This window comes from Gemmatimonadaceae bacterium, assembly GCA_019752115.1.
In the GTDB taxonomy this organism is placed as follows: Bacteria; Gemmatimonadota; Gemmatimonadetes; order Gemmatimonadales; family Gemmatimonadaceae; genus Gemmatimonas.
On sequence record JAIEMN010000023.1, the window covers coordinates 1 to 23,897 of the forward strand.

The window sequence follows — 23,897 nt, forward strand, 5'->3', positions numbered from 1 at the left end:
GGCTGCGGGCGCCGCGGCCGGCTTGGCGGCTGGCTTGGCGGCGGGCTTGGGCTGCGCACCAAGGGTGGAGGCGGCCAGCAGCAGGGCGGTGGCCAGCGAGCGGACGGGGGAGTAGCGCATACCGGGTCTCCGGAGAGAGATCGGGGCGGGAGCCGTGGTGGGACTACCCGGAAAGCTCGGGCCGGTTCCGGAAGTACGCCAGCGCCTCGGGATTGGCCAGGGCATCGACGTTCTTCACCGGCCGGCCGTGGATTACCTCGCGCACCGCCAGTTCGGTGATCTTGCCGCTGATCGTACGCGGAATGTCCGGCACCGCCACAATGACCTTGGGCACGTGATGCGGGCTCGTGTGCTCGCGGATACGCGTGCGGATTGTCCGCTGCAGCGCGTCGTCGAGCGCGACGTCGGGGCGGAGCCGAACGAACAGGACCACCCGGGAATCGGTGCCGGCGGCCTCGCCGATGGTCTGCTCCACCACCAGGGACTCGACCACCTCGGGGATCTGCTCGACCTGGCGATAGATCTCGGCGGTGCCGATGCGCACGCCGCCGGGGTTGAGCGTGGCATCGCTCCGCCCATGAATGATCAGCCCGTCGTGTGCGGTGAGCTCGGCCCAGTCCCCATGGCGCCAGACCCCGGGCGTGTGCTCGAAATAGGCGGCGCGATAGAGTGCACCGGTCGGATCGTTCCAGAACGCCACCGGCATACTGGGGAACGGCTTCGTGCACACGAGCTCGCCCGGCTCCCCACGCACGGGGCGGCCATGGTCGTCCAGCACATCCACGGCCATGCCGAGCCCGCGCATCTGCAGTTCGCCGCGATACACCGCCCCCGTGGGATCGCCCAGCGCAAAGCAGCTCACGATGTCGGTCCCGCCGCTGATGCTCGACAGGCGGACGTCGGCCTTGATCTCGCGATAGACGAAGTCGTAGCTGTGCGCGGCGAGTGGACTCCCCGTCGAACAGATCGCGCGCAGCGCCGTCACGTCCACGAGCTCGCGCGGACGGACACCCTCCTTCTCGAGCATGGCGAGATACTTGGCGCTCGTGCCGAACACCGCGACGCGCTCGGCGCTCGCCATGCGCCACAGGATCGCCGGATCGGGCGCCAGCGGCGCGCCGTCGTACAGCACCACCGTGGCCCCCACCGCGAGCCCCGACACCAGCCAGTTCCACATCATCCATCCGCAGGTGGTGAAGTAGAACAGCGCATCGCCGGCGTGCAGATCGGTGTGCAACGCCAGCTCCTTCCAGTGCTGCAGCAGCGTACCCCCGGCCCCATGCACCATGCACTTGGGCAGGCCGGTCGTGCCGGAGGAGTACAGGATGTAAAGCGGATGATCGAACGGCAGGCGTGTGAAGTGCGGCTCGCGTTCGCTCGCATACGCCGCCAGGACGTCCGTGAACAGACGGGCGCCGGGCACCGACGTCAGGTCGGGAGCCGCGTCCACGTAGGGCACGACCCAGGTGGCCCGCAGCGACGGGAGCGCGGCCACGATCTCCGCCAGGCGCGGGCGGCAGTCGATCGTCTTGCCGGCGTACCAGTACCCATCCGCGGCGAGCAGCACCGTCGGCGCGATCTGCCCAAAGCGATCGAGCACGCCCTTGGTGCCGAAGTCCGGAGAGCAACTCGACCAGGTGGCGCCAATCGATGCCGCCGCGAGCATCACGACCACGGTCGCGGGAAGATTAGGCATCCACCCCACCACACGGTCACCGCTCGAGACCCCGAGGGCGCGCAACGCGGCCGCGCACTGCGCCACCTGCACCGCGAGCTCGGCGAACGTCAGTCGCTGGCCAGCGCCGTGCTCGTTCCACGCGACCAGCGCCGGCGCGTCATCGCGGCGGCGCAACAGATGCTCGGAAAAATTGAGCCGCGTGCCGGTGAACCACCGGGGGCCGTGCACCGCGTCCGGGGGCGCCATGCGATCGCCCCCCAGCAGCACCTGCGCCCAGGGGGCGTCCGTCGGTCCTGGGCCATCCGCGAGGATATCGGCGGCACGCCAGACTTCCGCCCAGAACGTTTCCGGGTTGGCGACGGACCAGCGCTGCAGCGCGTGCGCGCCGGTGACATCCGGGCCGACCACGCCGCGCGCACGCAGCGACGTGAGAAAGGCGTGCAGGCGCGTGGACTCACACGCCGCGGGCGAGGGGACCCAGATGGGCGCGTCTGGCCCGGCCGCCGTCACGTGACTTCCTCACGGGCGAGCGCCACCGCATGGCACGAGGGGCCGTGCGCCTCACAGTACCATCCGTGCCGGTCATGAAAGACCAGATGCGGCGCATCATTCGGTCGCAGTCGCACCCGCACCAGGTGCTCGACCGCCGTGCGCGGCCCGACCACGGCCCGCGCGTCGAGCGGCTCGATGACCGGACGCATCGGGAACAGGTCGAGCTGCGTCGGCGCGAGAAATTCCTGTTCGTCGGAAGCGCGTTTGGCGGGGCGGCGCGGCGGCATCCCCCAATGCTCGCTACGACGAGGCGCGCGCGCCAGCGGGGGGCGCATCGTCGCCCCACTGCAGCTCCCATTCGCAGAACGCGTCGCCCTCAATGGCGCAGCGCACATGCCGGACCCGGGGCTGCTCCCCCCGCGCGAGGGCGATGGCGCGCCGAAGTCCGCCAGTCAGGCGATCACAGAACAGCCGGGTCATCGGGTCGAAGCCCACGAGCCGCAGGACCGCGCGCCCCGACGTGTCCTCCACGACTTCCATGTCCCCCGGCTGATAGAACAGCTGGAAGAGCGAGATGCTCTGCGTCAGGAACTCGCGCGGCGAGGGCTTCCGGAGAATCCCGCCATAGAGCTGTACGCCGAACGAGCCGATCGAGGCTTCGCCCGCGGCGTCGGCCCAGTTGGCGGATTCGGGGCCTGGCGGCACCGAAACATCGACTGTTTGCCAGAGGCGAACGAGCAAGTCGTAGGGAATCTCCGCCGTGGGCGCAATCGCCTGCACCGCGGCGCGATCGTCGGCCGTCAGCGCCGCCAGGACATCGCCGCGCGTCCGCGCGCCGAAACGCTCGCCGATGAAGGCCAGCGTGGCATGCACCGCCGAGCCCTTCGCGCGGGCCTGCGCCGTGAGCGGCGACATGTCAGGTGGCCTCGGCGGCCAGCCGTTCACTCACCAGCTGCGCCGCAGCACGTCGGTCGATCTTCCCTGATCCGAGTTTGGGGATCGCGTCCACGAACAGCAGCTGCTTGGGGACCTTGTACCCCGCGAGACGCTGCCGGGCCTCGGCGAGCAGCGCGGCGGCATCCACCGGCTCGGCGCCGCGCACGATCAACGCGCAGCCGACCTCGCCCCACCGGGCGTCGGGAATGCCGACCACGGTGGCTTCGAGGACGCCCCGACAATTCAGCATGGCGGCCTCGACCTCGCCGGGGAAGACGTTCTCTCCACCGGAGATGAACATCTCCTTGCGACGGCCGCGAATGCGGTGCACGCCCTGCTCCGTGCGACTCGCCAGGTCGCCCGTCCGCAGCCAGCCATCCGGCGTCATCACCTCGGCCGTCTTGTCGGGGGCGCGGAAGTAGCCGCCGAACATCTGCGGCCCCCGCAGCTCGAGCTCGCCCACTTCGTCGGCCAGCGCGAGCGCCCCATCATCGCGACGCAGCCGCATCTGCAGAAACGGGATCGGCCAGCCCACGCTGCCGTCCTCTTCAAGCGCGGTCGCCGCATTGGTGGCGAAGCAATTCGGGCCGCACTCGGTGAGCCCGTACCCTTCGCGAAAGCCATAACCCGCCGCGCGCACGGCGTCCTTGGTGCGCTGCGGACACGGCGCGCCGCCGGAGAAGAACGAGCGCAGGCGCGGCAGCGGCCGCCCCCAGTCGGCGGCGCGCTGGACAAGGTCCAGCTGCGTCGGCACGCCGAACGTCACCGTGATGCCGTGGCGATCGATCGTCTCGAGATAGGTCGCCGGATCAAAGGCGCCCATCATGACGAGCGCGCCGCCCCGATAGAGCAGCGGCGTGGTGAAGACGTGCCAGCCGCCGGTGTGGAAGAAGGGCGTGGCCACCGGGCCCACGTCGTCGGCGCCGAGGCTCCAGCCCGTCGTGGTGGCGATCGCGTTCCACAGCAGTTGCCGATGCGGCAGCACCACCCCCTTGGGCGTGCCGGTGCTCCCCGACGTGTAGAGGAGCATCGTGGCATCGTCGTAATGGCGCGGCGGACTGACGGGCACCGGCGCGCCGGCGGCAGCGCGGAGCAGCGGCGCCAGCTCGCGATCGAGGTCGATCCAGCGCGGCGTCGCCACATCGGCGAGCCGCACCGCCTCCTCGGCCACGCCACGATAGGCGTCTTCCCCGAAGCAGAGCGCGGGCTGCGCATCCGCCAGCACGCGCGCGAGCTCCGGAGCCGACAACCGCCAGTTGAGCGGGACCAACACGGCGCCCCGACGCACACAGGCAAAGAAGAGCGGCAGAAACGCGTAGCGATTCTGCGCCAGAATCGCCACGCGGTCGCCCGGCGCGACCTCCAACTGCGCCAGCATCACGTGCCACGCCGAGGCGTGCGCATCGAGCTCGCGATAGCTGTAGCGCCGCTCATGTACCGGATCGATGACGGCCGTGCGGGCCCCATCGACGGTGGCCCACCACGCGATCGGATCGAACAGCTCGGGCAGATGCGGGTACACCGCCGACTTACCGCAGCAGGGCCGCGATGCGGCGACCAATCACCGGCCCCTGCGGATCGGTGAACGAACCACTGGCATCGCCGGCCGACCAGGCATGCCCGAGTTCGTCGATGCGCAGCAGCGTGACGAGCGGTCGGCCGTCGGGATCCCGCCACTGCTGCTCACGCACGGTGTAGCCCCCGTCGGTCACGGGCTCCAGCTCCGCGCGCTGCAACGCCGGCTGGCCGGCGCGCGTGCGCAACAGATCGTGCAGTCCCGCGAACTGCTGGGCGATCTCGGTGGCATTCCGAATGCTCACCACGTGATCGGCCACACCGTGTACCACGAGCACGGGAAACGCGCGCGCACGGGTGCCCATCGCCTCCACCATCTGCACCGGGGACGGGAGCTGTTCGCCCGCGCCCCGCTGCATCACCGACAGTGCTTCGGCCACCGACGGCGCGGCACGCCAGCCGATGCCTGACGCCGACGTGAGCGACTGATAGCGTTCGGGATAGGCCACCGCGACAAGCGTCGCCATGGCCGCGCCCGCCGAGACACCGGCGAGATGAATGCGCGCCGGATCGGCGCCGTGATCCATTGCCACGCGATCGATGAGCGCCGCGAGCAGCGCAGGCTCTCCGCCGCCGCGCCCCTGATTGGCGGGGTCAAACCAGTTCCAGCACTTCCGGGGATTCGCCGTCTCCGGCTGCTCCGGATACAGCACCAGCACCCCCTCCTGCTCGGCGAGGGCATCGAGCCGGCTGCCGCGGGCGATGTCCGACGCGTCCTGCAAGCAGCCATGCAGCATGACGAGCATTGGCCGCGGCGTGGTGGCGCGATGCCCCGCCGGCATGGCGAGCCGCCAGCGCCGAGTTCCCTCGGCGCCAGCGTACTCACCGGTCATCACCTGCACCGGCACGGAATCAGCGGTCAACACGCAACCCGACAAACATCATCGAGCCTACCGACGGCATGTTCAGGAGCTCCATGTGGCGACGGCCCAGCCCGCAACCCCAGCCGCGCACGTACGTCGACGGGCGCGAGGCGGTCACCGCCGTGGGCGGAATCACCGTGCCGCTCGTGCAGGTGAAGAGATTCTGCGCCGAGACGTTGAGCGTGAAGTTCTCGTTCAGGCGACGGCCGATGTTGATATCCGACGTCAGGAAGCCCGGGATGCGGCCGTTGTGCGCGCCGGAGAGGAACTGGTAGTCCTTCACGAAGCGCATGTTGAGCCCCGCGAAGAGATCGTACCAGAGGTTGCGGCCATCCACACCCATCGTGGACTTGATCGTCGGGCTGTTGAGCGCCGTCGCTTCGGCCGGATCGCCCGCCTTCGGGATGATCGAGTCGAGCTTGAGCACCGACGCCGTGGCGCTGAGCGTCACCTTCGGGTTCACGACATAGCGCGCGCCGGCGTCGATACCGGAGAGCCGCGCCTTGCCGAGGTTGAAGTACGTGAGGACGTTCTGGTCGGCGCCCCGCGCGTTGACGAACTTCTGCCCGGTCTTGGCGTTGTACCCGAACGTGCCAAGCGCCGGGATCGCCACCAGCTGCAGCGGCGACAGGAAGCTGTTGTACTTCGCCACGTAGGCCGCGACGTCGAGGTACAGCTTGTCCTTGATGACGCCCTTATAGCCGACTTCGATGGTGTTGTTCACTTCCGGGACCACCGCCGCCAGCGTCCGCGTCACGGTGCCGGCCGCATTCTTCACGATGATGCCGTCGCGGTTGCCGAACACGCCGCTGCCCGGCGCGAAGTCGCGATAGAAGAAGCTCGTCTGGAGCACCGTCGGCGACTTGTAGGCGCGATTGAACGTCAGGCGGAACGTCGAGTTCTCATCGGGGGAGATGAGCAGCGCCGCCTTCGGGCTGAACTGCGCCTCGTAGAAGTCCGGCTTGTCGTAGCGGCCACCGAACACGAGCTTCGTCTGCTCGGTGATCGGCGTCTCGGTCTGCACGTACACGCCCGCCTGCTTGATCTTGAGATCTTCGCCCGTGAGCGCGTCGGTCAGCCAGATGCGCTTGGAGCTCACGATATCCTGGCGCACCTGCACGCCCGACACGATGCGCGTGTTGTAGAGCTTCGGCAGCGTGACGTTGTTCTGGATTTCCGCCGCCTGCAGCTTGCCGTCGGCCGGGAACGCCGAGAGCGCCTTGACCGAGTCGTCGGAGAGCGCGGCGTTCGCGGGGTTGGCGCGGTTGGTCGAGAACCCGTTCAGGGCGTAGGTGCTTCCCGACTGCGAGTGCGTCTGGTACACCTGCGCGAACCAGTGATCCGACGTGTAGCGGATCTGCGCATTCGCATACTGCCAGTCCTTGAGCTGGTTGCGGCCGGCGCTCGTCACGCCCACGCCGTTGCTCTTGCTCGCGCCACCCTGCACTTCCAGGCGGCCGCCGTTCTTGGCGTAGTACACGAGCGCACCGCCGAGGCGGTTGTACGACGTGCCCCAATCGGTGCTGCGCTCCGGCACGACCGCGGTGCCGAGGAGGTAGTTGTTCGTGTTCTGCCAGTCGCGGCCCCAGAGGCGCTCACCGGTCACCTTGTAGCCGAACTGCTTCCACACGTTGGCGTAGCGGAACTGCGCGTCGAGCGAGGAGGCACGCCCCGCACGATCCTGGAACGTCGAGCCGATCGGGCCACCGTTCGACCCCATCGAGGTCTCGATGGTGAGGCCACGATACTGCTTGGGATCCTTGGAGAGCAGCGTCACGACGCCGTTCGAGGCATCGGGGCCGTAGAGCGCGGCGCCCGGGCCCACGAGCACTTCAACACCGGCCACGTCCACCTTGGGGATCGTGGTGAAGAGGCCGGCCGGCAGCCCATTTTCCGGCAGCGTGGCGATGCGGTTGTCTTCGAGCTGCAGCATGCGGTTGTTGAATGCACTGTTGAAGCCGCGCGCGTTGATCCCGGCGGCCACAATGCCCGTCTGCACGAAGTCCACACCCTTCACGTCCTTGAGCACCGAGGCGAAGGTGGCGCCCGGCGTGGTGCTGAGCTGATCGGCCGTGATGCGCGTGACCGTGGCCGGCGCGTCGGTGATCTTCTCCACGCGACGCGACGCCGACACGACATAGCCGCCAAGCTGCAGCGCCGTCGCCTGCATCGTCACGTCGAGCTTGGCCTCACCGTTGGCGGCAATGGCCACGTTGTCGAACGACCGCGCGGTCGCGCCGATACGCTGCACGCGAATGGTGTATGAACCGGCCGGAATGCCGACCACGCGATACCGGCCGTCGAGCCCGGACGTCGCGGCGAAGCGCGTGCCCACGACGGTGACCTGCGCGCCGGGAAGCGGCGACTTGGCGCTGTCGGTCACGAGCCCCGACAGACTGCCGGTCTGCGCCATGGCCACCACCGGGGTGACGGCCACCGCCACGGCCACGCGCACGGCGCGCGGCAGGGCGAGCGAGTGAACAAAGAAACTCATGCGAAATCCTCCAGGAGGGGAACCACGGGGGGAGAGCAGGCAGGAAGGAGCAATGCGCCGCGCCGCGTCGGCGGGCGGGGAATGCCCATGCTCATGGGCCACCTCCACCGCGCCGATACAGCGCGTCGAACTGTTCGACGTAGCGCGCCTCGACGGCGCGCCGGATGACCTTCAATGTGGGCGTGAGCAGCCCATTTTCGGGAGTGAAGACGTCGGACACCATGGCCACCGCCTGCACCCGGTCGGTCCGGGCCAGGTCGGTGTTGACCGTCGCCACCGCGGCCTGCACCTCGGCCTCCACGGCGGGATGGGTGGCCAGGTCCGGCCAGCCCAGCGCCAGCCCGCGCGACGCGGCCCACTGCTCCACCATCTCCCGTCGGAGCGACACCAGCGCCACGAGATACTTGCGCCCCTCGCCATGGACCACGGCGTGGGCGATCAACGGGGTCGCGGTGAGGGCCGCCTCGATCGGCAGGGGCGCCACCTTGCGCCCGGTGGAGAGGGCGATGAGCTCCTTGACGCGACCGGTAATGCGCACCGCGCCATCCGGCAGCAGCGCGGCCTGATCGCCCGTACGCAGCCACGCGCCATCGGCCGTAAAGGCCGCCGCCGTCTCCTCGGCGCGACGCCAATAGCCGGAGAAGGTCAGCGCGCTCCGGGCGATCAGCAGTTCGCCCTGCTCGTCCACGCGCAGCTGTGTGCCGGGCATCGGTGGCCCGACGGTATCGAAGCGCGGGGCGGCCGGTCGATTCATCGCCACGCACAGATGCTCCGTCTGGCCGTAGGCCCCGAGAATCCGCAGCCCCAGGGCGTCCAGTCGTTCGGCCACGGCAATCGGGAGCGCCGCCCCGCCCGAGGTGGCCAGGCGCACCCGAGTCCCGATGCGCTGCGCCATGGCGGCGCGAGGGTCCTCACCACGCCCCTCGGCCACTTCGGCCGCTTCGTAGAGCCGTTCGAAGATGCGCGGCAGCGCGCCGAACAGCGTGGGCTCGTAGTGCGCGGCCACCGGAAAGAGGTCGCTCGGGTCCTCAATGAGCGCCGCCGGCATCCCCACGAGAATGCGCGTGCACTGGCCGAAGATCCGCTCGGCCGCGTGCGAGTACGGCAGGAAGCTGAGCCCCCGGTCCGCCGCCGTCAGATCCAGCACGGCGGCAATCGACTCCGCCGACGCCGCCAGATAGCGGTGCGTGATGCACGCGCCCTTGGGGATGCCCGTGGAGCCGGAGGTGTAGATCAGTGCCGCGAGGTGATCGGGCGTTACGGACTCGCGGCGTGCAGTCAGTCGATCGCGCGCCGTGGGATCCTGCGCGAGCTGCGCAGCCCCCGCGTCGAGGACCGACGCGAGCGTCTGCAGGCGCGCCGTGCTCGACACCGGCTCGTGCGTATCGAGCACCACGCCGCGCAGGTCGCCGCCGTTCGGCGCGGCCGCCAGTCGCCGCGCCTGCGTGGCGTCATCGGTGATCAGCCAACAGGCGCCACTATCCGCCAGCAGCGCATCGATCTGCGCGGGGGCGCTGGAGGGGTACAGGCCCACTCCCACCGCCCCGAGCGCCTGAATGGCCAGATCGGCAATGGGCCACACGGGGCGATTGCCCGCGAGCACGGCGACCCGATCCCCGGGTGCGACGCCGGCGTCGAGCAGCACGATCGCGAGCGCCTGCACCTGCTGGCACCAGGAACCCCAGGTGAGCCGCGCGGATGGCGAAGCGGCTCCCGCGGGATACACCGCAAAGGCCTCCTCGTGCGGGGTCGCCTCGGCGCGCGCAAAGAAGCGGTGCACGAGCGGCGCATCGCCGCGCGGCACGCGCGTCTCGACATCCACCGGGATCACCGCCGAGGCCATGGTCAGCCCGGCCCCGTGCTGGCCCAGCGCATCGCCACCGATCCCATCGCGAGCCCCGCGCCTGACCCGGTGAAGACCAGCAGCTGCCCGTCCCGCACCACGCCGGTGCGCACGGCATCATCGAGCGCCATCGGCAGACAGGCCGAGCCCGTGTACCCCCACTTTTGCATGATGGTGTGGGCACGCGCGAGCGGCTGTTCGAGCGTCCGCATTACCTGCACGATCGTGCTGCGATTGACCTGCGTCCACAACCACAGATCGACGTCGGCCGGCGTGGCGCCGATTCGGCCGAGGACCGAGCGCACGATGCGCGGCCACCCCTCCTCGTTGACGCTCGCCGGATACTTCTGCACGAAGCGGAGTTTGTTCTGAATGCCCTGCTCGAGCACGATCGGGGTAATGGGGGTGCGCGTCCCGCCGGCAAAGATGCCCATGCCGTGGCAGTAGCGCCCGTCGGCAAACAGCTCCGACGCGAGTATGCCACGCGGCGAGCCCGTGCGGGGCTGCACCTCCACGAGCGCCGCCCCCGCCCCGTCGGCGAAGATCGTCACCGTCTTCTTGTCGTGCTGGTCGAGGTACTTGCTCATCGCGTACGCGCCGATCACGAGGACCCGGCGATAGCGCTCGTCGGCGCAGAGATACTTCCAGGCCACGTCGAGCGCCGTGACGAAGCCGGCGCAGCCGGCATTGAGGTCGAACGTCCCGGCGTTGACCAACCCGAGGCGCCCCTGCACCACGCTGGACGTCGCCGGTGAGACGAACTCCGGCGTGTCGGTGGCGATGATCAGCAGATCCACCGACTCCGGCGTCGCGCCGGCCATCTCAAGCGCGAGGCGTCCGGCTTCCTCGGCCAGATCCGCGGTGCTTTCGTCGGGGCCGCACCAGTGGCGCTGTTCAATCCCCAGCGTCCCGCTCACGAAGGGGGCGATGTCTTCACCCAGCATCGCCGACAGCTCGGCGTTCGTGACGATGCGCCGCGGGACAGCGCTGCCGGTGCCGATGATGACGGCCTCGCGATCGCCGATCGGAATCTGCGGCGCACTCATACGACCGCCTCGGGCGCGGCACCGCTCGTGCCGCGGGCCACCAGTCGCACCCGCAGCGGTCGGCTGGTGGATGGTGTGGAGGGCCCGGTCACGCGGCGCGCCGCGCGGTCGATCTGTTGCAGCAGCAGACGCGCAGCGCGGGCGCCAAGTTCGCGCGCCGGCATCGCCACGGTGGTCAGTTCAGGAGTCACGTATCGAGCGAGTTCGATGTCATCACACCCCACCAGGGACAGGTCCCGCGGGAGCTGCACGCCCGCCGTGAGACATTGCTTCACCGCGCCGATCGCCATCAGGTCGTTCGCGCAGAAGACCGCCGTGGGTCGCGAGGTCGCCGCGAGCAACGCGCGCATGGAATCCCGGCCGCCCGACACGGTGGCTGGTGCGCGGCGCCAGAGCGCCGAATCGATGCTCACGCCCGCCTCGCGCAGCGCACGCACAAAGCCGCGCTCCCGCATGCGGAACGCGTAGACGTCGGACGCCGGTCCGACGAAGCCGATCCGACGATGGCCGAGCTCCAGCAGATGCCGGGCGGCGAGCCGCCCCGCCTCGGCCGCATCCGTCGCCACGCCGGGCCAGCGCTCGCTGGGTTCATCGATCAGCACGACGTGCATCCCCGCCAGTGCTTCGGCCGGCAGGGCGGCCGCCCCGACGGCATCGAGCAGAATGCCATCGACCTGCCGCGCGAGCAGCACATCGAGATGCTGCTTGATGTCGCGGCTCGATTGATCGCAGAGCAGCACCGCGTACCCGGCATCCGCCGCGACCCGTTCGGCGCCCGTGATCACATCGGCCACGAACGGATTGCGCAGGTCGGGCACGATGAGCCCGAGCGCGAAGGAGCGGCGCCGCGCCAGCGAGCGGGCGACGACGTTCGGGCGATAGCCAAGCTCGGCCGCCGCGTCGAGCACGCGCTGCCGTGTCGCGACGGCCACGCGGGCCCGCGGATGATTCGAGAGGACGAGCGACGCGGTGGGTTGGGAGACACCGGCGCGGGCGGCGACGTCATGGACGGTGACGCGGCGCCCCGAGGGAGGGAGGACCATCGCCGGACAATATTCCGCTGCCAATGCGTATTGGCAAGCATTCCGACCGGCGATCTTTCTATCTTTCGTAGGTGACGACCCCGCCGCCCGCCCCCGACCTGACGCCGCTCCCCGACGCCACCGCCGCCGGAACGCCGCTGACGCGTCCGGCGCCGGGGTGGTTCCGGGCGGGGGCGGCCGCGCCGCCACGACCGAGCCGCAGCCTGGCCGTACGGGTGCTGGTGGCGCTCACCAGTTCCACGGCGCTGCTCGCCACCGTCGCGCTGGTCGCGGCGGCGGCCATCGTGCCCCCGGTTGGCGCGCGACGCGTGGCGCGGGACGCCGCCCTGCGCGAGGTCGCGGCCCAGCTGTCGGGCGGCGAACACGTGGTCGCGCGGGCGTTCGCCTCCCAGCGCCGCTGGACGGACATGTGGCGAGAATCGTTCGGCGTGGTGGTCGCGACCGACCGGCGGCTGCTGTACGTGGGCGCGCCACCCACGCCCCTGCTCCGCCCGCGCGACGATGGCCCCCTCGAACTGCTCGTCGAGAGCTATCCCTACGATGCGGCGTTCACGCTCGATCCGCGCACGATCTGGCGCGGGCGTCTGCGCGGCCTGGTGCTGCGCACGCCCACGGCGCAGGTGGATTTCATCGTGAACGACGCCGAGTGGCGCGACGCCGAGCAGGTCGCCGAGGCGAGTGCGCTGGCGCGTCGCAGCGCCACGCGTGAACTCGAACGGCTCGATGAAGAGCTGCGCGCGCCGGCGCCGACCGCCGCCGTGTATGTGCCCTACGTCGTGCAGCGCGGCGAAACACTCACCGGCCTGGCGCGGCGCTTCCGCACGTCACCCGATGTCCTGCGGCAGCTCAATCAGCTCACGACCGACGACATAAAAGTCGGGCAGCGCCTGCGCGTGCCGCAGATGCTGCCCGACGATTCCCTCTAGCCGCGCGTGGTGTTGGGCGGGGTTACTGCCCGAGCACCAGCGCGAAGACGAGCGGCGCCACGATCGACGCGTCACTCTCGATGATGAACTTGGGCGTGTCGATGCCCAGCTTGCCCCACGTGATCTTCTCGTTCGGCACCGCGCCCGAGTACGACCCATAGCTCGTCGTCGAGTCGCTGATCTGGCAGAAGTACCCCCAGAGCGGCACCTCGGTGCGCTGCAGGTCCTGATGCAGCATGGGCACCACGCAGATCGGGAAGTCGCCGGCGATGCCGCCGCCGATCTGGAAGAAGCCGAGCGAGGCGTCCTTGGTGACGTTCGTGTAGTGATCGGCGAGGTAGATCATGTACTCGATGCCGCTGCGCACCGTGTGCACGTTCTTGATATTGCCGTCGATCACATGCGACGCGAAGATGTTGCCCGTCGTGGAGTCTTCCCAGCCCGGCACGATGATCGGCAGGTTCTTCTGCGCCGCGGCGAGCATCCACGAATCCTTCGGGTCGATCTGGTAGTACTGCTCCAGCTTGCCGCTCAACAGGATGCGGTACATGAACTCGTGCGGGAAATAGCGCTCCCCCGCCTGATCGGCCGCCATCCACTCGTCGAGCACCGCCTTTTCGATGCGGCGAATCGCTTCCGCTTCGGGAATGCAGGTGTCGGTCACGCGATTGAAGTGCTTGTCGAGCAGCGCCTGTTCATCCTGCGGCGTGAGGTCGCGATAGTTCGGCACCCGCTCGTAGTGGTCATGCGCGACGAGGTTGTAGATGTCCTCCTCGAGATTCGCGCCCGTGCAGGTGATCGCATGGACCTTGTCCTGCCGGATCATCTCGGCGAGCGACAGTCCGAGCTCGGCGGTGCTCATCGCACCGGCCAGCGTGATCATCATCTTGCCACCGTTCGCCAGATGCGCGTTGTACGCATCGGCCGCGTCGATCAGGGCCGCGGCGTTGAAGTGGCGATAGTGATGACGCAAAAACGCCGAGACCGGCGCAGACGCACTCTTGGACATGTTCGGGATCGGTTGAGGTGCCTCGCCGCGTCGCCCCCGCGGGTGAGCGGGCGCGCCAGACGGGAGCAGCCGTGCAATTTAATCGATCCCGGTCGCTCCATCGGGCTCGGCCACCTCGACGGTCGCGCCGGGCGGCACCGCCGCGCGCCGCGTGGGCGCCGGCGTGACACTGATCGTTCGGCGCCGGACGGCCAGCCACACCGTCACGCCCAACGCAACCAGGGCAACGGTCGTCGCGCCATTGAGGCCCGCGGCCAACGCCACGGTGAGCGCCAGGATGGGCGGGAGCACCGTACCCAGGTCCAACGGCGCCGTCGGCCCCGGGGTGTACTGCACCCCGGTCATCGCCGCGATGACGCGCCCATCGGGCGGAGTCACGACCGCGCCGGCCGTCTCGAGCGCCGCGGCATCCACCAGCGCGGCCTGTCGGGCCGCCGCGGAGTCGGCAAGGAGTCCGAGCCCGAGTCGGACGGGCACTTCGGGCCCATCCGGAGGAAGATCGTGCAGCAGGGTGTCGAAGTGCGCGACCGTCGGCGTATCGGCCGGCGTCCGGCGCGAGGCACCGGCGACCGATGACGGATCCATCGAGGACGCGGACGCGCCCGACGTCGGCGTGGCCACACGCGCACTGCGTGGCCCGTCGCCGACGCCGATGGCGACGGGCGCCACCTCACGCAGCATCGCCTCGATCCACCGCCGCTGCGGCCAGGGCGCCATGCGGGCATCGCGCGCCACCATCCGCGGCAGCTCGCTCACGCGCCCATCGCGCAACGCCGACACGATCTGCCGCATGAGCAGTGCGACGGGCGAGGCGCCTGCCGTGGTCGGCTCATTGCGCAACGCGCTTACCACGGCCGCCAGCACCGTGCGGGCCGCATGCGCCTGATCCGGGAGCACGCCACCGGCCAGCGTGCCGCCGCTCGAGAAGTTGCGCAACACCCCTCGCGTGGCCTCCAAGGCGTCGCTCGTCCCGGCCACACTGAGACGCACGCCGAGTCGGCTGAACGCGGCCTCGCCCGTCGCATCGCCGAGCGCGTCGCCATCAGGCGTACCCGCCGTCGCCGCGCGCACGTCGGCCGCTCCGTCTCGCGCCGCGTGCGGTGCGCCCGCCGACGCGGCGTTCGGCGACGCACTGGACGCGGCGTTCGATGACGCGCTCGACGTCGCACCCGCCGACGCGCTCGACGTGGCACTCGCCGACGCGTGGGCGGTGCGGTCGCGCCCGTCGTCGGTCGCCACCGTGCGCGGCCGGACCGGCGGGGGCGCGGGTTCGAACCAATGCGGTTTGGTGGGCGCTTCCGTCGCCGACGCGTCAGTCCCCGTCGTCGCCGGCGCCGGCGCGGGCGCGGGCGCGGGCGCGGGCGCGGTGGACGATGGGCCCGATGGCGTCGCGGATCGGGGCCCGGCGGCCGCGGTGGTGTCACGCACGCTCCCCCCGTTCGGTGGCGTGGTGCGCGGCGCTCCGGTCGCGGGCGTGGCCACGCGCGACACCGGCGCTTCCTCGGGCACGACCACCTCGGCCACCTCCAGCGACGCCGTCGGGCGAGCGCTCGGACCGCCCGCCGTGGGCCAGTCGCGGAAGCTCGAGGCGCGACTGGCGGCTCGGGTGAGATCGGCGCGACTCGTCCGGACCTCGCGCTGCGCCCACGCCGTGGCCGGATGATCCGGGAACGCGAGCGAGAGCCGTTCGAGCAACGGCCCCGTTTCCCCGCTCCGCCCCTGTCGCGCCTGCAGAATGACCTGCTGCGCCACCAGCACCGGGTGTCCGGGCGCGGTATCAAGCGTGCCGAGCAACGCCGCGCGGGCGCCCGTCAGATCGCCGCCGAGCGCACGCGCAACCGACTGCAGAAAGCGCAGCGCCACACTCTGGGGCGCACGTTCGAGTCCCTCTCCCGCCACGCGATCGCTCTCCGCTGGCTGCCCAAGGAGCACCAGAGCGCCGGCGCGCAGATACCACCCTTCTTCGCTCTGCGCGGCGCGCGACCACACGGCGTCCAGCGCCTCGAGCGCCTCGCCCGGCTGCTGCCGGAGGAGCGCCCCGCGGGCCTGCTCCAGCCCCATCTCGAGCGCGGTGGGGGCGACGGCCTCGCGCTCCACCACCAAATCGCTGGTCAGGAGGACATCGAGCGCCGAGACGCCACTCCGCCCGAGCGGAACATCCTGCCCGGCCGAGGTGGTCTCAATGGCCTCGAGCGGCGGCACCAGGGCGCGCGACGGCTCCACCGGGCGCACGGCGGCGCCCGGCGGGAGCGGCACGCTGCGCATGCCGGGGACGCCGCTCAACTCATTCGCCATCAGGGAGAAGTATCGGTCGCGTCGCGCCGGTTCACACCAGCGCCTCGATCAACGCCGCTTCATCATCGACCCGCACGTAGTGTCCGATGGACTCCACGAAGCGAAAGGCACTGCCGTGCGCGTCGAGGGCGATCCGTCGGCGGGTGGTGCTGTGCTCGTAGAGGCGCAACTCCCCGACGTCCACCGGCCCCTCGACGTAGCCGATGAACCAGAAGCTCTTGCTGGCATCGGTCGCGGCGATCCCGAACACCGCAGACAGCGCACGCTGCAGCGGATACCAGTCGGGTGGGCGATAGACGGGGAAGATGTCGGTCATGGCGGGGGCTACTGAGCGCAGGACGGCGTGCGCCCGTGCCCCGTCACGAATCGTCACGCCCGGGGGCGCCGATGTTCGAACGTAACGGCGACCCCGGTCACACCCGGGCGCGTACCGCCTCGAGCTGCCGACGGACAAACGCCTCGGTGGCGGCCAACGACGCCCGCGCCTCCGGGAGCACGGCCGCGAAGAACTGCCAGACGTGTGGCACGCGCGCCCAGAGGGCCAGCTCCACCGCGACGCCGGCCTCTCGGGCACGCGCCGCGACCCGGAGCGTATCGTCGCGCAGCACTTCGTCGGTGCTCGCATGCAGCAGCAGCGGCGGAAAGCCGTGATAACTCCCATACAGCGGGGAGAGATAGGGCGTCCGGGGATCCGCCGCGCCGGCGTAGAACTGCGCCGCCCGGCGAATGGTGTCACCGGCAAACATCGCGCACCGCTCAGTGTTTTCGTCGAGCGACGCGCCCGTGCCGGCGAGATCGGTCCACGGGCTGTATGTGACCACCGCCGCCGGGAGGGGCCAGCCGGCATCACGCGCGGCCATCACAAGCGCGAGTGCGAGCCCGCCCCCCGCGGAGTCGCCGGCGACCACCAGCCGCTCGGGCGCGACTCCCACGACATCCAGCAGATGGCGATACGCTGCCTTCGCATCGTCGAGTGCCGCCGGATATGGATGCTCGGGTGCCAGGCGATAGCGCGGGACATACCCGTGCGCGCCGAGGCGCTGCACCAGCGAGCCCACGAGCGAGCGGTGCGTTTCCGGCGAGCAGGCGATGTAGCCGCCCCCGTGGAGGTACAGCAGGACCGGCGACGTATCGCTCGCCTGCGGGGGGGTAAGCAGTTCGCCCCCCGGCCAGCCGGCACTCGGCGGCAGCTCCCGATAGTGCGCCCCGGTGGCACGCGCCATCAACCGCCGCGCCGCACGCGGACGGCCCATCTGGCTCCGCACCCAGAGCGGATCGATGGGCCGATGGGCGTGCGGCCGCATGCGCGCCCGCACGAGCAGCGACACGACGAGCGACTGCCAGCTGGCTGGCGGCACCGGAGTGAGGTCAGGAAAGGCCACGGAGACGAAAATGGGGACCTCGCAAGATAGCGAGGTCCCCATGGAGGTGGTGTGGACCGGGCGGGACTCAGCCCACGCCCACCTGCTTCTCGACGCGATCGCGGTAGTGCCGGCTCAGCCGGAGTCGCGTGCCATCCTCGAGGATGACCACGTAATCGCCCGAGAACCACTGCTGCATTTCGCGCACGCGGTTGAGGTTCACGATCGTCGAGCGGTGGATCCGCGCGAACAGGCGCGGGTCGAGCGTTTCCTCGAGATGGCTGATCCGCTCGCGAATGGTGTGCGCGGTCTTGCCGACATGCAGGCGCACGTAGTTGCGATCGGCCTCGATCCAGTCGATCTCCGTGGTTTTCACGAAGAACATGCGCCCGTCCTGCTTGACCAGGATGCGGCTCGCATAGCGGCCGCCGCCGCCCGCCGGCGCCGCTGCCCCGCCGTTCCCGGTGTCCGCCTTCGGCTCGGCGCTGCCGCCGTCCGCGAGCCGGCGCACCGTCTCCAGCAGTTCGCCCAGCCGCTCGGCCGCCTGCGCATTCGCCCGCTGCTTGCGCGCCTTGTCGAAGGCGGCACGGAAGCGCTCGTCGTCGACCGGCTTGAGGACGTAGTCCACCGCATGTACATCAAACGCCCGCTGGGCATGTTCATCGTAGGCGGTGATGAACAGCACCATGGGCACCGTGCTGCCGTCGAGCTCCCGGAGCACGCCGAAGCCGTCCAGTCCCGGCATCTGCACGTCGAGGCAGACCAGATCCGGCTGCAGCTCGCGAATCATCGCCACCGCATCGTGACCGGACTCGGCTTCGCCGACGATTTCGACGTCGGACTCATTCTGCAGCAGCCGCCGCACACGCTGGCGAGCCAGCGCCTCGTCATCCACGATCAGGACTCGCACGCGATTTCTCCCTCCAAGGGCAGGATCCACCATGGCACGTGCGCGCGTTCCCATGCATCATGGCACAGTCACGCTGGCGCACATCACAGAACGAGGGGATGGTTGCACAATTTCCCGTCGAGCGAAAGTGCAGCCAGCAGGCTGCACGTGCTCCCCAGCATTACTACGGATCCGCCGGCTCGTAGTTCCACCGATCGCCCGATTCTCCTCGCGCCCGCATGAGTGCTCCCGCACTGCCATTGACCATCGCCGACGAGGGCCGTCGCCTGCGTCGGCTCACGCGTCTGCTGTTCGCACTCGTGTGGATCCTGCCGGCCACGCTCGCTGGCGTGCAGATGCGCCTCGTGGGAGACGCCTCCGGGACGCATTACAGCCTGGGCACGGCGCTCCTGTGGCAGGGCTCCGCCTGGATGCTCTGGAGCCTCTGGTCGCAGCTGATCCTCACCCTGGTCGATCGGGTCAAGCTCGACACGGCGCGAATCCTTCCGTGGCTGGCGACGCACATGGTTGCCACCGCAATCGTTTGCACCGCAGACGTCCTCGCGATCGCCTGGCTCGACCACGTCTTCGGCGCCGTCGGGCAGGTGACGAGCTACACCTTCGCGGTGCGCATGGTGCTCGTCAACCACCTCGACTTTCAGGTGGTGCTCTACTGGGCCGTGCTCGGCGCCGCGTACATGGTCGAGTTCGTGCGCCGCTACCGCGAGCGGGATCGCGCGGCGGCGGAGCTCGAGCAGAAGCTCGCCCGCACCACCCTCGAAGCGCTGCGCATGCAACTCAATCCGCACTTTCTCTTCAACGCGCTCAACTCGGTCAACGAGCTGATGGAGATGGACGTGCGCACCGCGCAGCGTACCCTGGTGCGGGTCAGCGATCTCCTGCGGCTGTCGCTGCGGAGTGCGGCCCAGTCGGTCATTCCGGTCTGGCAGGAGATCGAGCTGGTCGAGCTGTATCTCCAGATTGCCCGCGTCCGGTACGGCGAGGGGCTCGAAGCCGACATTTCGGTGGATCCGTCGGTGGTCGATGCGATGATCCCCAGCTTCCTGCTGCAGCCGCTGGTGGAGAACGCCCTCAAGCACGGCCTCGCGCCGGGCCACCGCGACCAGTGCATCGAAGTGCGCCTCTCCCGTCAGGGAAACAGCATGGAGATCGTCGTCGAGGACAACGGCAAGGGGCTCGACGGCCTGCTCACGACCAGCGGGCGCTTCCTCGCCGCCGTCCCGAGCGTCGACGGCCTCGGCATCGGGCTCACGAATACCCGGTCGCGCCTCGCGATGCTCTACGGGGATCGCTACGCGTTTCGCATGAGCAACCTCCCCACGGGGGGCTGTCGCGTGGAGATCAGGCTGCCGTTGGACGAGGCGTAACCGCCAGCATACTTTGCATCCGACTTCTGCCTCCGACGTGCTATGACGGACTCTTCGCGCACCGCCTTGCTGGTCCCCGCTGTTGTCCTTGCCCTTGGTGCGGCCGGCGCCGGCGCGCTCATCGGCGGCGGCTTCGCGCGCATGCGCACCGCCGATCGCACCGTCGAAGTGAAGGGCGTTTCGGAGAAGGAGGCCAAGGCCGATCTCGCGATCTGGCCGCTCCGTCTCGTGGCGACCGACAACGATCTCGCGCGCGCCAACGCCGTACTCGAGCAGAACGTGAAGGCGGTCCGCGCCTTTCTGCATGCGCAGGGGCTCGACAGCACCGGCTCCGAGCTGACGGTGCAGGAATTCTCAGTGCAGGACTCCCGCACCATGGGCGGGGGCGACAATGCGTCGCGCTACGTGATCCGGCAGACGATCGTGGTACGCTCCACGCTCGTTGACCAGGTGCAGGCGGCCAGCCAGCGGGTGCCGGACCTCGTGCGCGAAGGCGTGGTCCTGTCGTCGGGTCAGGAGTATGGCAGCGGCGGCCCCACCTTTGTCTTCACGAAGCTCAACGACCTGAAGCCGGTGATGATCGCCGAGGCCACGGCGCGCGCGCGGCAGGCCGCCGAGCAGTTCGCGAAGGATTCGCAGAGCGAGCTCTCCGGTATCCGCAACGCCACGCAGGGATACTTCGAGATCCTGCCGCGCGATCAGGCGCAGGGTATTTCGGAGGAGATGCAGGTGGTCAAGCGCGTTCGCGTGGTGACCACCGTGAGCTACGGGCTCCGCTGACCGCGCGCGCTCCGGCTGCCGTGAGGCGCTGCTGATGTCGCTCGCCCGGGCGCTGTCCCGACTCGGCTATGGCACCCGCCGTGAAGCGGAAGCGCTGATTGCCGCGCGGCGCGTGACGAGCGCGAACGGACGTCCATGGCGCGCCAGCGATCAGCCGCCACCGCACGACATCCTGGTGGATGGCGAGCCGCTCGATCCTCCCGCCGGCAGCGTCGTCCTGCTGCACAAACCCGTGGGGTACGTCTGCTCCACCAGTGACCGCCCCCCGCTCGTGTATGAGTTGCTGCCGGCACGCTTCCCGCATCGCGATCCGGTGATGGCCACCGTGGGCCGCCTCGATGCCGACACGAGCGGGCTGTTGCTCCTGACCGACGATGGGGCGCTCAACCATCGGCTGACGTCACCGCGGTCGCACGTCGCCAAGACCTACGAGGCCACGCTCGCCGAGCCGTTGCGGGGCGATGAAGCCGAGCAGTTTGCGAGCGGCACGTTGCGGCTCGCGGGTGAATCCAGCCCGCTGCTTCCGGCCACGCTCACCGTGCTCGACGCGACGCGCGTGGCAGTAACCGTACACGAAGGGCGATATCACCAGGTCCGCCGCATGTTCGCGGCGGTGGGCAATCACGTGCAGGCGCTGCACCGCACCGCGTTCGGCTCCGTCACGCTGGGCGATCTCGCGCCGGGGGCATGGCGCCTCCTGACGGGTGACGAGGTCGCCGCGCTTGCGGCGAGCGCCGTCAAGACGAAGGGCGCGACCCCTTCGACTCGGCCACCAGCCGACGGATCGCCGGACGCAGGGTGAGCGGCCCGACCGGTCCGATCACCGTGTGCCGAATGACGCCCTGCCGATCGAGCAGAAAGCTCGTCGGATAGCCCTGCACGCCCCCCAGCGCGGCGATCACGCCATCACTGACGATCGCGACGGGATAGGTGATGTGCCGGTCGCGCAGAAACGCATCGACGGCGGCCGCGGGGCCACGATCGACGCTGAAGCCCAGCACGACCACACTGTCGGCCGCATACGCGTCGGCCAGCTGGCGGAGCGCCGGCATCTCGGCGCGACAGGGCGGGCACCACGTGGCCCAGACGTTGATGAGCACGACGCGGCCGCGCAGCGATTCGGCGTTCAGGGTTCGCCCATCACGCGTGGTCACCGTGAACTGCGCCACGCGCTCGCGGGTGCGGTGCCGCATGCCGGCCAGCGCTTCCACATGCGGCCAGCAGCGCGGCGCCGCCCAGAGCAGCACACCGGCGGTGAACAGATTGGGGAGCGTGAGCCAGCGCCGCCAGCGTGAACGGCTCGGCACCGGCGCTCCAGTCGTACTCATCGCCGGGCGCCGAGCACCTTGAAGCGACGGCCGTCGTGCAACGTCTGCACGGCGCCAAAGCGCTCGGCGACGAGGCGTTCGTAGGGGAGTTGGCGATTGGCCACGAGAAACAGCGAGCCCCCCGGCGCGAGATGCGCGTCGGCGGCATCGATGAACGCCCGCGGAATCGTGAGCTCGGTGGCCTTGCCGAGGTGAAAGGGCGGATTGGTGATGATCACATCGAAGCGCTCGTCGCCCACCGCGTCATCGACATCACTGGCGCGAATCTCCACGTTCGAGACGCCCGCCTCGCGCAGCGTGAGCCGCGCGCAGCGCACGGCATCGGCGTCGGCGTCCACGCCCAGTACGCGCCCGGATCCGCTCAGACGCGCGGCGGCGATGGCCAGGATCCCGGCGCCGCACCCCAGATCCAGCACCGAGGCGCCGTTGGGGACCTGCATCAGATCGAGCAGAATGGCGGTGGCATCGTCGAGGTGCTCCCACGAGAAGACCCCCGGGCGCGTGTAGACGGCCGTGGGAATCCCGGCGATCGGGATGACGAGTTCGTGGGCGCGCAGCGGATCGGTCCAGGCGTGCCCGAAGTTCCCGAGTGGTTGCGCGCTCGTGCGGGTGGCGCGCAGGAGCCGGCAGCCGCTGTGCTGTGCTTCGAGGCTCGCATTGCCGAAGTACGCCTCGAGCGACTTGGCCGCCGTGCGCGCGCCCTCATCGTTCGCGCCGGCCATGAGCAGGGTGCCGCCGGTGCGCAGCACGCGAAACGCCTCTTCGACGGCCTGCTGCACCCCCACGCGATCGGTGGGAATGCGCAGCGTCACGAGGTACTGCGAACGGTCGCGAATCGGATCGGGCTCGTTGGCCGGCAGCACAGCGTGGCGCGCCCGCGTGCGCGCGTCCGGCACGTCATTGGCCTCTAGCGTGCGCGCGGTCGCCTCGGCGTGGGGCGCATACCGATCAAGCGCGGTGACATCGAAGCCACGAGCCGCGGCCACGGCGGCCACGATGCCATTCCCGGAGGCCAGATGCAGCGAGGCCTTCCCGTCCCCCTCAAGGGCCGCGACGGCTTCCGCGAGCATCTCGGTGGGGGCGTCGGTGCTGCCGTGGGCGATGACCCCAGCCCGACTGGCTACGCGCACGGTACAGTCGGCAACCCGTCGGGGGGCGACGAACCAGGGGCGGGAGTCGGCCATCGGGCTGGGGGCGAAAAGGGTGGCTGGAGGGGCCGGAGCGCCCCAAACGACAAACGGCGACCCCTGAGGATCGCCGCTGTCGTGAACACTGCAGTGGGCCTGAGAGGAGTTGAACCTCTGACCTCACGCTTATCAGGCGTGCGCTCTAACCACCTGAGCTACAGGCCCGGTACCAGGCCCGTCGGCTTTCGCCGTGCGCCAATCTACCAGAGCCGCATAATGTATCTGAATGATGCGGCCCCGACAAGGGCGCCCTGCCGAGGCCTTGCTCGGGGCCTGCGCGCTGGCCCTAGGCCAGTACCGGTCGCGGATCAGGCGTCCGGATCATCCTCGTCGCCAAAGCCGTCGAGATCATCGTAGTCGTAATCCTCGTCGTCTTCGTCGTCATCATCGTCCTCGTCGTCGTCGAAGTCATCATCGTCGTCGTCGAGGTCATCATCGAGGTCGTCGTCGAGATCATCGTCTTCGAAGTCGACGTCATCCTCCTCGTCGTCGTCTTCGTCGAGATCTTCGTCGTCAAAACCCTCGTCGTCGAAATCCTCGTCGTCGTCGGCCGCCAGCGCAAACGCGCCCGCGAAGACCGAGGACTGACCCTTCTCTTCGAGCGCGTCCAGCGACGACGACCCGAACAGCTCCAACATGAGACGATTCTCCTGCGAGTGTGGAAGATGAATGTCGGTGCGACACCGTGATGCCACGCCGGGTTCCGTACCGAACCGGGTGGCGCTGTCGGGAGTATCGGCAGGACCGCGCCGGGGCGCAACCCG

General features: G+C 69.7%; 21 protein-coding genes and 1 tRNA gene. 4 read left to right on the top strand and 18 right to left on the bottom strand.

Going from position 1 to position 23,897, the window contains the following annotated elements; all coding sequences use genetic code 11:
* Window positions 1-163: 163 nt before the first annotated feature.
* The 9 genes from K2R93_11790 to K2R93_11830 all read right to left on the bottom strand — a co-directional run bounded on the left by K2R93_11790 (window position 164) and on the right by K2R93_11830 (window position 11,970).
* Window positions 164-2,188, bottom strand: a complete 2,025-nt coding sequence (locus tag K2R93_11790; GenBank protein MBY0490514.1) for an acetoacetate--CoA ligase — start codon at window positions 2,186-2,188, stop codon at window positions 164-166.
* Window positions 2,185-2,457, bottom strand: coding sequence for a hypothetical protein (locus K2R93_11795; protein MBY0490515.1), 273 nt, complete (start codon window positions 2,455-2,457; stop codon window positions 2,185-2,187). The genes K2R93_11790 and K2R93_11795 overlap by 4 nt, the downstream gene beginning before the upstream one ends.
* 13 nt (window positions 2,458-2,470) lie before the next feature.
* On the bottom strand, window positions 2,471-3,085 hold the full coding sequence (locus K2R93_11800; protein MBY0490516.1) for a hypothetical protein: 615 nt from the start codon (window positions 3,083-3,085) through the stop codon (window positions 2,471-2,473).
* A 1-nt stretch (window position 3,086) separates the two neighbouring features.
* Entirely contained in the window at window positions 3,087-4,628 is a 1,542-nt protein-coding gene (locus K2R93_11805) for an acyl--CoA ligase (GenBank protein MBY0490517.1), read from the bottom strand.
* 7 nt (window positions 4,629-4,635) lie between these two features.
* Window positions 4,636-5,544, bottom strand: a complete 909-nt coding sequence (locus tag K2R93_11810; protein MBY0490518.1) for a PHB depolymerase family esterase — start codon at window positions 5,542-5,544, stop codon at window positions 4,636-4,638.
* Complete coding sequence (locus K2R93_11815; protein MBY0490519.1) at window positions 5,534-8,038, bottom strand: TonB-dependent receptor; 2,505 nt, start codon at window positions 8,036-8,038, stop codon at window positions 5,534-5,536. Before K2R93_11815 ends, K2R93_11810 begins: the two co-directional genes overlap by 11 nt.
* Window positions 8,039-8,129: 91 nt before the next feature.
* Window positions 8,130-9,881: an AMP-dependent synthetase/ligase gene (locus K2R93_11820; protein MBY0490520.1), complete on the bottom strand. Its 1,752-nt coding sequence runs from the start codon at window positions 9,879-9,881 to the stop codon at window positions 8,130-8,132.
* 2 nt (window positions 9,882-9,883) lie between these two features.
* Window positions 9,884-10,927 carry a ketoacyl-ACP synthase III gene (locus K2R93_11825; GenBank protein MBY0490521.1) on the bottom strand — a complete coding sequence of 348 codons (1,044 nt, stop codon included), beginning with the start codon at window positions 10,925-10,927 and terminating at the stop codon, window positions 9,884-9,886.
* Window positions 10,924-11,970: a LacI family transcriptional regulator gene (locus tag K2R93_11830; GenBank protein MBY0490522.1), complete on the bottom strand. Its 1,047-nt coding sequence runs from the start codon at window positions 11,968-11,970 to the stop codon at window positions 10,924-10,926. Before K2R93_11830 ends, K2R93_11825 begins: the two co-directional genes overlap by 4 nt.
* A 71-nt stretch (window positions 11,971-12,041) precedes the next feature.
* Here K2R93_11830 and K2R93_11835 point away from each other — a divergent pair, with 71 nt between their 5' ends.
* The gene (locus tag K2R93_11835) at window positions 12,042-12,896 is read left to right on the top strand and encodes a LysM peptidoglycan-binding domain-containing protein (GenBank protein ID MBY0490523.1); all 855 of its coding nucleotides are present in this window, start codon (window positions 12,042-12,044) and stop codon (window positions 12,894-12,896) included.
* Window positions 12,897-12,918: 22 nt separating this feature from the next.
* On the opposite strand, the gene K2R93_11840 is transcribed toward K2R93_11835, so the two are convergent.
* The 5 genes from K2R93_11840 to K2R93_11860 form a co-directional block, all read right to left on the bottom strand.
* Window positions 12,919-13,905 (bottom strand): deoxyhypusine synthase family protein, encoded by a 987-nt coding sequence (locus tag K2R93_11840; protein MBY0490524.1) that lies wholly within the window; start codon window positions 13,903-13,905, stop codon window positions 12,919-12,921.
* A 78-nt stretch (window positions 13,906-13,983) separates the two neighbouring features.
* On the bottom strand, window positions 13,984-16,200 hold the full coding sequence (locus tag K2R93_11845; protein ID MBY0490525.1) for a hypothetical protein: 2,217 nt from the start codon (window positions 16,198-16,200) through the stop codon (window positions 13,984-13,986).
* Between the two features lie 31 nt (window positions 16,201-16,231).
* Entirely contained in the window at window positions 16,232-16,516 is a 285-nt protein-coding gene (locus tag K2R93_11850) for a hypothetical protein (protein ID MBY0490526.1), read from the bottom strand.
* 97 nt (window positions 16,517-16,613) lie between these two features.
* Complete coding sequence (locus tag K2R93_11855) at window positions 16,614-17,582, bottom strand: alpha/beta hydrolase (GenBank protein ID MBY0490527.1); 969 nt, start codon at window positions 17,580-17,582, stop codon at window positions 16,614-16,616.
* 67 nt (window positions 17,583-17,649) lie between these two features.
* The gene (locus K2R93_11860) at window positions 17,650-18,471 is read right to left on the bottom strand and encodes a LytTR family DNA-binding domain-containing protein (GenBank protein ID MBY0490528.1); all 822 of its coding nucleotides are present in this window, start codon (window positions 18,469-18,471) and stop codon (window positions 17,650-17,652) included.
* A 218-nt stretch (window positions 18,472-18,689) separates the two neighbouring features.
* On the opposite strand from K2R93_11860, the gene K2R93_11865 reads away from it, so the two are divergent.
* From K2R93_11865 to K2R93_11875, 3 genes are read left to right on the top strand one after another with little or no spacing between them, the layout of a single operon-like run.
* Entirely contained in the window at window positions 18,690-19,838 is a 1,149-nt protein-coding gene (locus K2R93_11865) for a histidine kinase (protein ID MBY0490529.1), read from the top strand.
* A 42-nt stretch (window positions 19,839-19,880) separates the two neighbouring features.
* Window positions 19,881-20,618, top strand: coding sequence for an SIMPL domain-containing protein (locus tag K2R93_11870; protein ID MBY0490530.1), 738 nt, complete (start codon window positions 19,881-19,883; stop codon window positions 20,616-20,618).
* A gap of 34 nt (window positions 20,619-20,652) precedes the next feature.
* Window positions 20,653-21,420 (top strand): rRNA pseudouridine synthase, encoded by a 768-nt coding sequence (locus tag K2R93_11875; GenBank protein ID MBY0490531.1) that lies wholly within the window; start codon window positions 20,653-20,655, stop codon window positions 21,418-21,420.
* Here K2R93_11875 and K2R93_11880 read toward each other — a convergent pair.
* From K2R93_11880 to K2R93_11895, 4 genes are all read right to left on the bottom strand, one after another.
* Window positions 21,356-21,946 (bottom strand): TlpA family protein disulfide reductase, encoded by a 591-nt coding sequence (locus K2R93_11880; protein MBY0490532.1) that lies wholly within the window; start codon window positions 21,944-21,946, stop codon window positions 21,356-21,358. The two genes, K2R93_11875 and K2R93_11880, sit on opposite strands and share 65 nt — an antisense overlap.
* Window positions 21,943-23,076, bottom strand: coding sequence for a methyltransferase (locus K2R93_11885; protein MBY0490533.1), 1,134 nt, complete (start codon window positions 23,074-23,076; stop codon window positions 21,943-21,945). Before K2R93_11885 ends, K2R93_11880 begins: the two co-directional genes overlap by 4 nt.
* Window positions 23,077-23,224: 148 nt before the next feature.
* Window positions 23,225-23,298: transfer RNA gene (locus K2R93_11890), tRNA-Ile, on the bottom strand.
* A gap of 143 nt (window positions 23,299-23,441) precedes the next feature.
* Window positions 23,442-23,771: a hypothetical protein gene (locus tag K2R93_11895; GenBank protein ID MBY0490534.1), complete on the bottom strand. Its 330-nt coding sequence runs from the start codon at window positions 23,769-23,771 to the stop codon at window positions 23,442-23,444.
* Window positions 23,772-23,897: the final 126 nt, after the last annotated feature.